Here is a 14407-nt window from a genome sequence, read left to right on the forward strand (position 1 = left end):
TTGAATGCGCTTCGAGGTGGTCGTGACCAGGGCTAAACGCGGGGGTCTGATGCTGGTGGCGGCGGTGCTGGCGCTTGCGCTGCTGCTCGCAGCGGCCGGTGCATGGTGGTGGCAGAGCTATCGCGCTTTCACCGACCGCCCGCTGCAGGCGGTTCAGCCCAGCGTGGAGGTGGCGCGTGGCGCTTCGTTCAATAGCGTGCTGCGCAGGTTGCGCGATGCTGGCGTCAACCAGGGCAGCGACTTGCAATGGCAGGTGTTGGCGCGCGAACTCGGCGTCGCCGGCAAGCTCCGGTTCGGCGAATACGCGCTACAGCCGCCACTTAGCCCGCGCGCCTTGCTGCTGCGGATGCGCAAGGGGCAGGTGATCCAATATCGCTTCACCATCGTCGAAGGCTGGAACCTGCGCCAACTGCGCGTGGCGCTGAATGCGGCCACGCCACTGCGTCATATCACCGCCGATCTCGGTGACAACGACCTGATGTCCAAACTCGCCCAGCCTGGTCAAGCTGCGGAAGGCCGTTTTCTGCCCGAGACCTATCTCTACCAGCGCGGCGACAGCGATCTGGATCTGCTGCGGCGCGCGCATAAGGCGATGGACAAGGCGCTGGCCGACGCATGGGACAGCCGTGCCACCGACCTGCTGCTGTCATCGCCGGAACAGACGCTGATCCTGGCCTCGATCGTGGAGAAGGAAACCGCCCTGGCCGCCGAACGCCCGCAGATCGCCGGCGTGTTCGTGCGGCGCCTGCAACTGGGGATGAAACTGCAGACCGATCCGAGCGTGATCTACGGCATCGGTAGCACCTACGACGGCAACATCCGCAAGCGCGATCTGGAAACCGATACGCCCTACAACACCTACACCCGCACCGGCTTGCCGCCGACTCCGATTGCCATGCCAGGGCGCGAGGCGCTGCGCGCCGCGACGCATCCTGCGCCGGGCGACAGTTTGTATTTCGTGGCGATCGGCGATGGCAGCGGCGCGCATGCGTTTTCTTCCAGTTATGCCGAACACAACGCGGCGGTGGCGCGTTACCTGCAGCGCTTGCGCCAGACGCGTAGCGGCGCGGAGGAGAAGCCATGAGCGAGGCTGTGCTGCGTCACCATCGCTTCGTCAGCCTGGAAGGCGGCGAGGGTGCCGGCAAGACCACCGCGATCAATGCGATCCGCGACTGGCTGCAGGCGCAGGGCCACGAGGTGGTGCTGACCCGCGAACCAGGCGGGACACCGCTGGCCGAACGCATCCGCGGGCTGTTGCTGGATACCGCACCGTCGTCGTCCGCCGAGCCGCTGTCTGCCGAGACGGAACTGTTGCTGGTATTCGCCGCACGCGCCCAGCATGTGCGCGAGGTGATCCGCCCGGCGCTGCAACGTGGGGCTTACGTGGTCAGCGACCGTTTCACCGATTCCAGCTACGCCTACCAGGGCGAGGGCCGCGGCCTGGACCGCGCCTGGATCGCCGACTTGGAGCGGCGCGCGGTCGGGTTGCAGCCGGGCCTGACCCTGCTGTTGGATCTAGACGTGCAGATCGGCCGCGCCCGTACCAGTGGCCGCGATCTGTGGCCGGACCGGATCGAAAGCGAGCAGGACGATTTCTTCCAGCGCGTGCGTGCCGGCTTCCGCCAGCGTGCCACCCAGGACCCGCAGCGCTTCCGCGTCATCGACGCCAGCCAGCCTCCGCAGGCGGTGGCGCAGGCCGTTGCCGCTGCCCTGGCTGCGTGGGTACAGGGACAACAGGTGCCGGCGCCATGAGCGAGTTGCCGTTCGCGCCGTGGCAGCAGCGTGCCTACGACCAGACCGTGGCCGCTCTCGATGCCGGCAGGCTCGGTCATGGCCTGTTGATCTGTGGGCCGGAAGGCCTTGGCAAGCGCGCGGTGGCGCTGAAACTGGCGGCGCACGTACTCGGCCAGGGCGAGCCGGCCGCTAACCAGCGTAGCGCGCAACTGATCGCTGCCGGTACCCATCCCGACCTGCATCTGATCTCGTTCATTCCCAACCGGACCGGCGACAAATTACGCACCGAGATCGTCATCGAGCAGGTACGCGAAATCTCGCAGAAACTGGCGCTGACTCCGCAGTACGGCATCGCCCAGGTGGTGGTGGTGGACCCGGCCGATGCGATCAACCGCGCCGCTTGCAATGCCCTGCTCAAGACCTTGGAAGAACCGCAGCCCGGTCGTTACCTGTGGCTGATCAGTGCGCAGCCGGCGCGTTTGCCGGCGACCGTCCGCAGCCGCTGCCAGCGCCTGGAATTCAAGCTGCCGCCTGCCGAGGAAGCGATCGCCTGGCTGCTGGCACAGGATTTTCCCGAAAAAACCGCGCGCCAGGCGCTGGAGGCAGCGCGCGGTCATCCCGGTCTGGCCGCGCACTGGTTGCGCGAGGATGGGCTGACACTGCGTCGGCAGGTGGCTGCGGATCTGGAACAGATCGCGGCTGGCAATCTGGGCGCCCTGGACGCCGCACAGCGCTGGAGCGGGGACGACCTCGCCGAGCAGCGCTTGAGCCATGCCGCCGATCTAGCGTTGATGCAGTCTTCGCAGGCCGGCTTGACCGACCCGGCGCGATTGCACAAGCTGGCCGCCTGGTTCGACGCAGCCAACCGCACCCGCGACCTGCTACGCACCACCGTGCGCGCCGACCTGGCGATTGCGGAACTGTTACTGACCTGGCGCGAGGGCGATCGCCCAGCCGGGAGAGAGGCGCGACGATGAGTGCGACGAGTGGGCGCCAGGGCATCCTGTCCTTGGCGGTGAAAGACAAAGCGGCGCTGTACAACGCCTACATGCCGTTCGTGAAGAACGGTGGCATCTTCGTGCCCACGCCCAAGCGCTACCTGCTTGGCGATGAAGTTTTCCTGTTGCTGACCTTGCCCGATTCCAGCGAGCGCTTGCCGGTGGCCGGCAAGGTCGTCTGGGTGACCCCGGTCGGCGCGCAGGGCAACCGGGCTGCGGGGATCGGCGTGCAACTGCCGGAAAACAGCGACGGCGAAACCATCCGGACCAAGATCGAGACCCAACTGGCCGGCACCCTCAACGCCGACAAGCCTACGATGACCATGTAATGGCTCTGCGGCCAGAGCGGTGCCGACGCCGTTGACGTCGGCCGCTGCCGCTCTATAATGCTCGGCTCGCGACACGGGCGGTTAGCTCAGCGGTAGAGCATTGCCTTCACACGGCAAGGGTCACAGGTTCGAACCCTGTACCGCCCACCACTATTTACGAAATAGCCGGCCCAGTGCCGGCTTTTTGCGTCAGCACCGCATGCCAACAGTTAGGCGGTCTGGTAAATGATGCGGATGAAATCAATTGCAAAGGCCGCCAGCAAAACAGCCCAGGCCAAGGCGATTGGCACGACAATCCCGAACATTGCTGGATACCATGCCGCGCGCAGCCGTGGCAGCAGGTTTCGCAGGTCATCCAGATTTCGTTGCATGACAGCGTGGAATGCCTCGGCGTCGATTTCTTCGCCAGGCTTTCCGACTGCTGACGCTTGGCGCATAAGTAACCGCTGCCTAAATAGGAAGGCGAACACTTCCCATGCCAGATAGGTTCCAACTGAAATGCACAGCAGTAGACTGATGCCCGACCATAGAACAGGCGGCATTCGGCCTTCGGTCTTGTTCCACAGGAAGAACATCGCGGCATAGCCGACGACGACAAGCCCTTGCACATACCTGTGAGCAAATTCGAAAGCATCGCGGTTAATTTCACGCTGCGTTTCGATGAATTCGTTGAAATCGTAGCCCATATTTCTGCCTACCTATGAATCGTCCAGGGTATCCGTAGATGCTGATGGGTCCACCCCCGTTTTTACGGACACCTCCGAGCTTGCCATTTTCTATGGTCATGAGATGTTTAGGAAATACTGGGCGATTCAGACGCCGGGTAGTGGTGGAATAAATGAGGTGATTTGTAGACATCTGTCGCGCCGATCCTTGTGACATACGAGCGTGAAGGCGTAGCTTAAAACGTGCGCATGCCGTTCATGCACAAAGCAGGGCTAACGAATATGAGAAAATTTCTTTTGCAATTCCTGTTCGCTGCCCAGTTGATCGCTGTCCCGTTTGTGGTGAGCGCGGTCACGGCATCTCAGTTGATGGTGACTAAATCAACCTATTCTGCAAATTCTGCGGAAGAGCACGCGGTCATGGCGTGGTTGCAGCAGCACGCTGAGCGGGTGAAAGGGCATCTGATCGGCGAATTCGAACGGGTCGGCGATGTCACGGTGACCTATAGCCGCGAGACGGCTCTTGATAGATATGCTGTCCAGTCCCAAGGCGATGCATCGCCTGTCCTTCTTGCTGACAGTGGGCATCCGGGAGACGCATTCTCGGTTTCGTCGTGCTCTGCGGGCGTTAGCCAAATGTGGTCATATGCGTGGGCTTCCAACGCGTCTGGCGGTGGTTGGGTGTTAAACAGCTATAGATACAACACGAAAGCATGTGACTCGGGATCGGGTGGCGTTTGATTCCCAGTGCTGCATTTCATCCAGCGCCACGATCCACCAAACGCGCTCCATCGCTCCTGGATGACGCTCAACTGAAAGGTGCATCGCCGGAGTTGCTCGCTCATGCTGCCGTCGCGTGCTACCAGAATAGTATTCTTGGCAACATCGTGAGCGGCACGCTGGTTCTCGATTGCAATTGGATTTTCGCGACGTGTGTTGCGGTCCTCGATCTCACTCAACCCTGCCCGGATGTATCGCAGTCGATGCTGCTGGGCAGCATTCGATTATGCCCAGGCGCTCGAGAACGTTGCGTTCCATGCGTAGCAGCAACGGTTGCGCGTTCAGCAAACGCAGCCCCGGGAGGTGTTGAGTGTTGTGCGGCACGCCGGGTTTGAAAGCACAGGACATTGATTGGCGCCGAAGATGGTGCCAAATTGGTGAGCAGCGCGGAACGCTCTGCGGGGCCGCGCCTCTACGTCAGGAGTCGATCATGTCCCTCGTTTCTCCCGGTGCCCGTTTCCGCGCCGCGCTCGCCGCCGAAGCGCCGCTGCAGGTGATCGGCGCGATCAACGCCAACCATGCGCTACTGGCGCAACGCGCCGGCTACAAGGCGATCTATCTCTCCGGTGGCGGCGTCGCCGCCGGTTCGCTGGGCCTGCCGGACCTGGGCATCAATACGCTCGAGGATGTGCTGATCGACGTGCGCCGCATCACCGATGTATGCGCGCTGCCGCTGCTGGTGGACATCGATACCGGTTTCGGCCCCAGTGCGTTCAACATTGAGCGCACGATCAAGGCGCTGATCAAGGCGGGGGCGGCCGCCTGCCATATCGAGGATCAGGTCGGCGCCAAGCGTTGTGGTCACCGGCCGGGCAAGGAAATCGTCAGTCAGGCGGAGATGGTGGATCGGGTCAAGGCCGCGGCCGATGCCAAGACCGATGCCGATTTCTTCCTGATCGCGCGCACCGACGCCATCCAGGCCGAGGGTGTGGACGCGGCGATCGCGCGCGCCATCGCCTGCGTGGAGGCGGGTGCCGACGGCATCTTCGCCGAGGCCGCCTACGATCTGGACACCTACCGTCGTTTTGTCGACGCGGTGCAGGTGCCGGTGCTGGCCAACATCACCGAGTTCGGTAAGACCCCGCTATTCAGCCGGGATGAATTGGCCGGGGCCGGGGTGGCGATCCAGTTGTTCCCGCTGTCGGCGTTCCGCGCCGCCAACAAGGCCGCCGAGGCGGTGTACGCGGCGATCCGTCGCGACGGCCATCAGCAGGCGGTGCTGGGCAGCATGCAGACCCGCGAGGAGCTGTACGAGCGCATCGGCTATCACGCCTTCGAACAGCGTCTGGATGCGTTTTTCGCCGGTAAAGGTGCATGATTGGCGGCGGCTTCCCATTCCCAGCCTGAGCATGTCCATGAGCGCACACGCCGATCCACCCTCACCGCTGCGTGGCCGCATCGATCGCCGCCAGACTGCGCGGCAATTGCTCCAGACCGAGTTGGAAAAGCTGCCCGCGGCCGAGCGCGAAGTGGTGGAGCGCTTCATCGCCAAGCGTCGTGTGGCTCGAGACATCGCCACGCAGGCCGAGCATGACCGCTCGCTGGGCGAGCGTATCGCCGACCGGGTCGCCGAGATCGGCGGCAGTTGGAGCTTCATCATCAGCTTTTGTGTGGTGCTGCTGGGCTGGATCGCGCTCAACAGCTTGGTGCTGGCGCACGCCTTCGATCCGTATCCCTACATCCTGCTCAATCTATGCCTGTCGTGCCTGGCCGCGATCCAGGCGCCGGTGATCATGATGAGCCAGAACCGTCAGGCTGCCGTGGATCGGCTGCGCGCGCAGAACGACTACGAAGTAAACATCAAATCCGAACTGGAAATCCTGCAGGTACACGAAAAACTCAATCAGTTGCGCGAGCAGGACTGGGCGACGCTGGTGGATCTGCAGAACCGTCAGATCGCCATGCTGCAGCAACTGATCGAGCGTGCCAGCCCCTGGCCGTCAGCGTCGCAGGCACTCTGATTCACTTGCGTCCATCCGAACGCAGCACCCTGGAGATTTCGCTATGAACGACAGCACCGCTTCGCAGACCGCCTCCGCCTTCAAACCGAAAAAGTCGGTGGCGCTGTCCGGCACCCCCGCCGGCAACACCGCGCTGTCCACGGTGGGCCGCAGCGGCAACGATTTACACTACCGTGGCTACGATATCGTGGATCTGGCGCGCAACAGCCAGTTCGAAGAAATCGCTTACCTGCTGGTACACGGTAAGCTGCCCAGCAACTCCGAATTGCTTGTGTACAAGGCCAAGCTGCGTGCGTTGCGCGGGATCCCGGCTGCGGTCAAGGCCGCGCTGGAGCAACTGCCGCCGTCGGCGCATCCGATGGACGTGATGCGTACCGGCGTGTCGGTGTTGGGTTGCGTGCAGCCGGAGAAGGAAGGCCATCAGCCTCCAGGTGCGCGCGATATCGCCGACAAGCTGCTGGCCAGCCTCAACTCGATGCTGTTGTACTGGTATCACTACAGTCACAACGGGCGACGCATCGAGGTGGAGACCGAGGAGGATTCGATCGGTGGGCATTTCCTACGCTTGTTGCACGGCTCCAAGCCGCACGAGGAATGGGTGCAGGCGATGCACACCAGCTTGATTCTGTACGCCGAGCACGAGTTCAACGCTTCCACGTTCGCCTGCCGGGTCATCGCCAGCACCGGTAGCGATATGTACAGCGCCATCGCCGGTGGCATTGGCGCGCTGCGCGGCCCGAAACACGGTGGCGCCAACGAGGTCTCGTTCGAGGTGCAAAAACGTTACGACAGCCCGGACGAGGCGGAGGCAGACATTCGGGCGCGCGTGGAACGCAAGGAGGTGATCATGGGCTTTGGTCATCCGGTATACACGGTGTCGGATCCGCGCAACCAGATCATCAAGGACGTCGCGCGCGAACTATCCGAAGTGCAGGGCAATCGCAAGATGTACCACATCGCCGAGCGCCTGGAAGGCGTGATGTGGGACGTCAAGAAAATGTTCCCTAACCTGGACTGGTTCAGCGCGGTCAGCTACCACATGATGGGGGTGCCGCCGGCGATGTTCACGCCGCTGTTCGTCATCGCCCGCACCGCTGGCTGGAGCGCGCACATCATCGAGCAGCGCATCGACGGCAAGATCATTCGTCCCAGCGCGGATTACATCGGACCGGAAGATCGGGCGTTCGTGCCCATCGATCAGCGCTGACGCGGGGATTCGGCACTCGCTGCGCGTCGTCGCTTGCTTGTGTCGCGCTTGAGCATGGAGACGAGGCAAGCGCGCGCAGATGCCGCGCCGCGCCTTTCCGGGTTGCACGGCCCAATCCGCCTTTGTTTTTCTCAGCCAGGCCAAGCCAGCCAGACATGAACAGCCACTACCGCCTTCCCCTGCCGGGCACGTCGCTGGAGTATTTCGACGCGCGCGCCGCAGTCGATGCGATCCACCCCGGCGCCTATGCCGCCTTGCCGTATGTCGCGCGGGTTTTCGCCGAGAACCTGGTGCGCCGCTGCGATCCGGCGCTGCTGCGCGATGCCTTGCTGCAACTGATCGAGCGTCGCCGCGACCTGGATTTCCCGTGGTTTCCGGCGCGGGTGGTGTGCCACGACATTCTTGGCCAGACCGCGTTGGTGGATCTGGCCGGGCTGCGCGATGCCATTGCCGACAAGGGGGGCGATCCGGCCCAGGTCAATCCGGTGGTGCCGGTGCAACTGATCGTCGATCATTCCCTGGCGGTGGAATGCGGCGGCGCCGATCCGCAGGCGTTCGCGAAGAATCGCGCCATCGAGGATCGTCGCAACGCCGACCGTTTCCATTTCATCGACTGGAGCAAACACGCCTTCCGCAATGTGGACGTGATTCCGCCGGGCAACGGCATCATGCACCAGATCAATTTGGAGAAAATGTCGTCGGTGGTTTACGTGCAGGATGGGGTCGCGTTTCCGGATACCTGCGTGGGCACCGACAGCCATACCCCGCACGTGGATGCGCTGGGTGTCATTGCGATTGGCGTCGGCGGGCTGGAGGCCGAGAGCGTGATGCTTGGGCGCGCGTCATGGATGCGGCTGCCGGAGATCGTCGGGGTCGAACTGCGCGGAAAACCACAGCCGGGCATCACCGCCACCGATGTGGTGCTGGCGCTGACCGAGTTCCTGCGCGCACAACGCGTGGTCGGCGCATATCTGGAATTCTTCGGCCCCGGCGCCGCAGCGCTGACCATCGGCGACCGCGCTACCATCTCCAACATGTGCCCGGAATACGGGGCCACCGCGGCGATGTTCTATATCGATGCGCAGACCATCGACTATCTGCGCCTGACCGGACGCGAACAAGCGCAGCTCGCGTTGGTGGAAACCTACGCGCGCACCACGGGGTTGTGGGCCGAGGCGCTGACCACGGCGCAGTATGAGCGCGTGCTGCGCTTCGATCTTGCCAGCGTGGTGCGCAACATGGCCGGCCCGAGCAACCCGCACACGCGGGTAGCGACCACGCAACTGGCCGCGCGCGGTATCGCCGACGCCGCCAAGTTGGAGGCTGGCAAGGCGGAGCAGGCGCAGGGGCGGATGCCCGATGGCGCCGTGATCATCGCCGCCATCACCAGTTGCACCAACACCTCCAACCCGCGCAATGTCATCGCCGCCGCGCTGCTGGCGCGCAATGCCAACGCGCGTGGGCTGACCCGCAAACCATGGGTGAAGACCTCGCTGGCGCCCGGTTCCAAGGCCGTGCAGCTGTATTTGCAAGAAGCCGGCCTGCTGGCGGAGTTGGAGGCGCTCGGCTTCGGCATCGTCGGTTTCGCCTGCACCACCTGCAACGGCATGAGTGGCGCGTTGGATCCGCACATCCAGCAGGAAATCATCGACCGCGATCTGTACGTCACCGCGGTGCTGTCGGGCAATCGCAACTTCGATGGCCGCATCCACCCTTACGCCAAACAGGCATTCCTGGCCTCGCCGCCGCTGGTGATCGCCTATGCCATTGCCGGCACGGTGCGCTTCGACATCGAAAAAGACGTGTTGGGCGTGGATGCCGATGGCAGTCCGGTGCGCTTGCAGGACATCTGGCCCAGCGATGCGGAGATCGACGCGGTGGTGCGCGCGGCGGTGACGCCGGAGCAGTTCCGCCGCGTGTACGCGCCGATGTTCAGCGTGCGCGCGGAGCACGCCGCGCCGGTCAGCCCGCTGTACGCGTGGCGCCCCCAAAGCACCTACATCCGCCGCCCGCCATACTGGGAGGGTGCGCTGGCCGGGGAGCGCACGTTGCGCGGTATGCGCGCGCTGGCAGTGCTCGGCGACAACATCACCACCGATCATCTATCGCCGTCCAACGCGATCCTTGCCGACAGCGCCGCTGGCGAATATCTCGCGCGCATGGGCGTGCCGGAGGAAGACTTCAATTCTTACGCCACGCATCGCGGCGACCACCTCACCGCGCAGCGCGCCACCTTCGCCAACCCGACGCTGCGCAACGAGATGGCGGTGGTCGATGGTCAGGTCCGGCAAGGTGCGCTGACCCGCCTGGAACCGGAGGGACAGGTGCTGCGCATGTGGGAGGCGATCGAGACTTATATGGCACGCAAGCAGCCGTTGATCGTCATCGCCGGTGCCGATTATGGCCAGGGATCCTCGCGCGACTGGGCGGCCAAGGGCGTGCGTCTTGCGGGCGTGGAGGCCATCGTCGCCGAGGGGTTCGAGCGTATCCACCGCACCAACCTGATCGGCATGGGCGTGTTGCCGTTGCAGTTTCTGCCGGGTACAACGCGCAAGACCTTGGGCATCGACGGCAGCGAGATCTTTGCGGTGCTCGGCGAACGCCGCCCCGGCGCGACCCTGTCGCTGCGTATCGAGCGCACGCATGGCGATCCGGTGCAGGTGCCGGTGCTGTGTCGCCTGGACAGCGACGAGGACGTGTCCATCTACGAGGCCGGTGGTGTGTTGCAACGCTTCGCCCAGGATTTTCTCGACGCGGCGGCGGCCTGATGCCGCAGTGCGCGTGCGCCGTCGAACGCGGTGGCGGCCGTGCAGGCCGGTGTAGTCAGCCGCGCTCGCGTTGCGTGTGGTCTTCTAATCAATCGATTCGTCTCTCCGACTGGAACTGCCATGGCTCACGTTGCGCAACTGCGTATTCCCGCCACCTATTTGCGCGGTGGCACCTCCAAGGGGGTGTTCTTCCGGCTCCAGGATTTGCCCGTGGCGGCACAGGTGCCGGGCCCAGCGCGCGACGCACTGCTGTTGCGCGTGATCGGCAGTCCCGATCCGTATGCCAAGCAGATCGATGGGATGGGTGGGGCCACCTCCAGCACCAGCAAGACCGTGATCCTGGCGCCGAGTACGCGTGCGGATCACGACGTGGATTACCTGTTCGGTCAGGTGGCGATCGACCGCCCGTTCGTGGACTGGAGCGGCAACTGCGGCAATCTCTCGGCGGCGGTGGGGCCATTCGCCATTGCCGCGGGCATGCTCGATCCGGCACGGGTTCCGCGCGATGGCATCGCCACGGTGCGGATCTGGCAGGCCAACATCGGCAAGACCATTCTGGCGCACGTGCCGATGGCGGGCGGTGACGTCCAGGAAACCGGTGATTTCGAACTAGACGGCGTGACCTTCCCCGCAGCGGAGATTGCGCTCGAATTCCTCGATCCGGCCGCCGACGAAGACGGTGCCGATGGCGCGATGTTTCCCACCGGCCATCTGATCGAGACGCTGGAAGTGCCTGGTGTGGGGACGTTGACGGCGACCTTGATCAACGCCGGCATTCCGACCATCTTCCTCGACGCGCAAGAACTCGGTTATCGCGGTACCGAATTGCAGAACGCGATCAACGACGATGCGCAGGCGTTGGCCCGATTAGAGACCATCCGCGCATACGGCGCGTTGCGCATGGGCCTGATCGCCACGTTGGAGCAGGCGGCCACGCGCCAGCACACGCCCAAGCTCGCCTTCGTCGCGCCGCCAGCCGACTACGTGGCTTCCAGCGGCAAACCGGTTGCGGCTGCCCACATCGACCTGCTGGTCCGGGCCATGTCGATGGGCAAATTGCACCACGCGATGATGGGCACCGCGGCGGTGGCAATCGGCACCGCCGCGGCGATCCCGGGCACGCTGGTGAACCGTGCCGCGGGTGGTGGCGCGCGCAACGCGGTGCGTTTCGGTCATCCCTCGGGCACCTTGCGTGTCGGCGCCAAGGCGCGTCAGGTGGATGGCCAGTGGACGGTCACCAAGGCGCTCATGAGCCGCAGCGCGCGGGTGCTGATGGAAGGCTGGGTACGGGTGCCGGATGTCGCGCTGGGCTAAGAGTCGCTAACAAAACGACGGCGTCGCCGCTGGACGGGCGCGGCAGTGCTCGGAAGTCGCATGTGCCACTGCACACGGCGGTGTCTGTGTGCTGTCTGCGTTCGCGCGACAGCGACGGGCGACGTATTGTTGGCCGCTTTAAGCGAACGGTCTTGCGGCGCAGCGCGCGATTGTCTTCAACGCGGTGGCGCCGCCAGCGACATGGCGGCGCCACCGCAGTGCATGCCGACCAGGCATGGGGCAAGGCTGGGCACAGCGGAGTGTGGAACTGCGGCAACACCGCCCAATGGCAGGCGGATGTGCATCATGTGTGCGTTGTGTTAATTGTTGTACGGCGCGACCGCGCGCCGCACCGCGCTTCCCTCCCCCATCCTGGAGTTCTCATGTCCGCCAGTTGCTCGCTGCGCGCCAGCGTCCTTGCCGTTGCCGTCGTTTCCGCGTTCTCGTTGCCTGCCGCCGCGCAGCAGGCGGACAACGGCGATGGAGTTGCCCGTCTGGATGCGGTCAAGGTCACCGCCGAGCGTCGCGCGGAGGATGCCAAGGATGTGCCGGTATCGGCCAGCGTGCTGCGACCGGAGTACCTGGACGCGATCGCCACCAGTGGCTCGGACGTGCGCGTTTTGGCGGGCAAGGCGCCCAGTCTCAATGTCGAATCCTCCAATGGTCGCGTGTTTCCGCGCTTTTACATCCGGGGTTACGGCAACACCGATTTCAATACCTATGCCTCGCAGCCGGTGTCGCTGATCTACGACGAGGTAGTTGCCGAGAACGCGTTCCTGAAGGGCTTTCCGATCTTCGATCTACAGAGCCTGGAAGTGCTGCGCGGTCCGCAGGGCACGCTGTTCGGCCGCAACACGCCTGCGGGTGTGGTGAAGTTCAATTCGGTCAAGCCGACCCTTGGCGCCAACGACGGTTACGCCAGCCTGTCCTATGGCACCTACGGCACCATGACCATGGAGACCGGCGTGAGTGTGGCGCTGGGCGAGCGGTGGGCCGCGCGCATCTCGGCGCTGGGCCAGCGCCGCGGCGACTGGGTCGACAACACGGCCGATGACCGTTCGTTCGAGGGCTACGTGGATTCGGCGGTGCGCGTGCAACTGCTGTTCCAGCCGGGCGAAGCATTCAGTGCGCTGTTCAACGCGCATGCGCGCCATCTCGACGGCACCGCGCGGCTGTTCCGCGCCAACATCTTCCAACCGGGCAGTAACCGGCTGATTGCCGGTTTCGATCCGGACAAGGTGTCCATCGACGGCAAGAACACCCAGCAATTGCAGACGTATGGCGGCAGTGCCAACCTGACCTGGAACCTGGACGACATCGTGCTGCATGCGATCACCGGCTACGAGGGCATCGGCAAGTACTACAGTCGTGGCGACATCGACGGCGGCTACGGCGCGGTGTTCGCGCCGCCGTCCGGCCCGGGGACGATCCCGTTCCCGGTGGAGACCGCCGGTGGCATCAAGCGCCTGGACCAGTACACGCAGGAGCTGCGGGCCGAATCGCAGTACGCTGGCCCGCTCAATTGGCAAGCAGGCTTGTACTACTTCCAAGATGCGGTGGAAGGCGAGAATTACACCTACGACACGCTGGCCGGCGGTTCTTTGTCCAGCTATCAGTTGACCCGACAGCGCAACACCGCGTGGGCGGTGTTCGGTTCGTTGCACGATGCCGTCACCGAACGCCTGGATGTGCGCGCCGGCCTGCGCTACACCGACGACAAGAAGCGGTTCGACGTTCTGGCACTGGACCGCGTCGTCCTCCAGCAACCGTCCAGCGGCAGCACCGACAACGCCAAGCTCACCGGCGATCTCAGCGCCACTTACAGGATTGACGAAGACGTCAACGTTTACGCGCGTGCCGCGCGTGGTTTTCGCGGCGCCAGCTTCGGCGTGCCGTCGGCGACCGCGCCGTTGACCGTGGCCGCGCCGGAGACCGTGGATTCCTACGAGATCGGCATCAAGTCCGATTTATTCGACAAGCGCGCGCGCTTGAACTTCGACATCTACGATTTCCGGGTAAAGAACCAGCAGTTGACCGCGGTGGGGGGCGCTTCCAACGATATACGCCTGCTCAACGCGAACACCTCCAAGGCGCGTGGCGCCGAGTTCGATGGCGAAGCGATGTTGACCCGGAACCTGCGCGTGACCCTGGGCGGTGCTTACAACTGGACCCGCATCCAAGACCCGACGTTGTCGGTCGCCGTGTGCCGTACCTGCACCGTCACCGATCCGCTTAACGCCGCCGGGCGCGCGTTGATCGATGGTAATGTGCTGCCGCAGGCGGCCAAATGGATGGGCAACGCGACCTTGCGCTACGGTATCCCGGTTGGCGACAACGCCGAGTTCTTCCTCTTGACCGACTGGTCCTACCGCAGTGCGATCAATTTCTTTCTGTACGACTCGCGCGAGTTCGTCGGTCAACCGCTGTTGGAGGGCGGCGTCAAGATCGGATACACCTGGGATGCCGACGCCTATGAAGTCTCGGTGTTCTGCCGCAACTGCACCAACCAGATCCGCGCCACCGGGGCGATCGACTTCAACAATCTCACCGGCTTCATCAATGACCCGCGTATCGTCGGCGCGCAATTCCGCGCCAACTTCTGATTTGCGACGCAGGCGTTACAGTAACGCTGGCCGGCGCTCAGCCGGCTG

At 64.1% G+C, this 14407-nt stretch carries 12 protein-coding genes and 1 tRNA gene; 12 read left to right on the plus strand and 1 reads right to left on the minus strand.

The window, feature by feature from the left end; all coding sequences use genetic code 11:
- The first annotated feature begins 4 nt into the window (after positions 1–4).
- The 5 genes from mltG to XaFJ1_RS02875 all read left to right on the plus strand — a co-directional run bounded on the left by mltG (position 5) and on the right by XaFJ1_RS02875 (position 3211).
- Positions 5–1084 carry an endolytic transglycosylase MltG gene (mltG, locus tag XaFJ1_RS02855; RefSeq protein ID WP_045756718.1) on the plus strand — a complete coding sequence of 360 codons (1080 nt, stop codon included), beginning with the start codon at positions 5–7 and terminating at the stop codon, positions 1082–1084.
- The gene (tmk, locus tag XaFJ1_RS02860; protein ID WP_012915160.1) at positions 1081–1752 is read left to right on the plus strand and encodes a dTMP kinase; all 672 of its coding nucleotides are present in this window, start codon (positions 1081–1083) and stop codon (positions 1750–1752) included. The genes mltG and tmk overlap by 4 nt, the downstream gene beginning before the upstream one ends.
- Positions 1749–2711: a DNA polymerase III subunit delta' gene (locus XaFJ1_RS02865; RefSeq protein ID WP_012915161.1), complete on the plus strand. Its 963-nt coding sequence runs from the start codon at positions 1749–1751 to the stop codon at positions 2709–2711. The genes tmk and XaFJ1_RS02865 overlap by 4 nt, the downstream gene beginning before the upstream one ends.
- A complete protein-coding gene (locus tag XaFJ1_RS02870; protein ID WP_012915162.1) occupies positions 2708–3061 on the plus strand; it encodes a PilZ domain-containing protein in 354 nt (117 codons plus the stop codon). Before XaFJ1_RS02865 ends, XaFJ1_RS02870 begins: the two co-directional genes overlap by 4 nt.
- A gap of 75 nt (positions 3062–3136) precedes the next feature.
- Positions 3137–3211 (plus strand) — tRNA-Val (locus XaFJ1_RS02875).
- A gap of 59 nt (positions 3212–3270) precedes the next feature.
- On the opposite strand, the gene XaFJ1_RS02880 is transcribed toward XaFJ1_RS02875, so the two are convergent.
- Positions 3271–3747: a hypothetical protein gene (locus tag XaFJ1_RS02880; RefSeq protein WP_012915163.1), complete on the minus strand. Its 477-nt coding sequence runs from the start codon at positions 3745–3747 to the stop codon at positions 3271–3273.
- A 228-nt stretch (positions 3748–3975) separates the two neighbouring features.
- Between XaFJ1_RS02880 and XaFJ1_RS02885 the strand changes: the two genes are divergently transcribed.
- The 7 genes from XaFJ1_RS02885 to XaFJ1_RS02915 all read left to right on the plus strand — a co-directional run bounded on the left by XaFJ1_RS02885 (position 3976) and on the right by XaFJ1_RS02915 (position 14359).
- Positions 3976–4467 carry a hypothetical protein gene (locus XaFJ1_RS02885; RefSeq protein WP_155393054.1) on the plus strand — a complete coding sequence of 164 codons (492 nt, stop codon included), beginning with the start codon at positions 3976–3978 and terminating at the stop codon, positions 4465–4467.
- Between the two features lie 469 nt (positions 4468–4936).
- A complete protein-coding gene (gene prpB / locus XaFJ1_RS02890) occupies positions 4937–5824 on the plus strand; it encodes a methylisocitrate lyase (RefSeq protein WP_012915166.1) in 888 nt (295 codons plus the stop codon).
- Positions 5825–5861: 37 nt separating this feature from the next.
- Positions 5862–6467, plus strand: a complete 606-nt coding sequence (locus tag XaFJ1_RS02895; protein WP_012915167.1) for a DUF1003 domain-containing protein — start codon at positions 5862–5864, stop codon at positions 6465–6467.
- 43 nt (positions 6468–6510) lie between these two features.
- Entirely contained in the window at positions 6511–7674 is a 1164-nt protein-coding gene (prpC, locus tag XaFJ1_RS02900) for a bifunctional 2-methylcitrate synthase/citrate synthase (RefSeq protein ID WP_012915168.1), read from the plus strand.
- Positions 7675–7829: 155 nt separating this feature from the next.
- The gene (gene acnD, locus XaFJ1_RS02905; protein ID WP_012915169.1) at positions 7830–10442 is read left to right on the plus strand and encodes a Fe/S-dependent 2-methylisocitrate dehydratase AcnD; all 2613 of its coding nucleotides are present in this window, start codon (positions 7830–7832) and stop codon (positions 10440–10442) included.
- Positions 10443–10562: 120 nt separating this feature from the next.
- Positions 10563–11756, plus strand: a complete 1194-nt coding sequence (gene prpF, locus XaFJ1_RS02910) for a 2-methylaconitate cis-trans isomerase PrpF (RefSeq protein ID WP_012915170.1) — start codon at positions 10563–10565, stop codon at positions 11754–11756.
- A 383-nt stretch (positions 11757–12139) separates the two neighbouring features.
- Positions 12140–14359: a TonB-dependent receptor gene (locus tag XaFJ1_RS02915; protein ID WP_012915171.1), complete on the plus strand. Its 2220-nt coding sequence runs from the start codon at positions 12140–12142 to the stop codon at positions 14357–14359.
- The last annotated feature ends 48 nt before the right edge of the window (positions 14360–14407 follow it).

It is taken from the genome of Xanthomonas albilineans (assembly GCF_009931595.1).
GTDB lineage: Bacteria > Pseudomonadota > Gammaproteobacteria > Xanthomonadales > Xanthomonadaceae > Xanthomonas_A > Xanthomonas_A albilineans.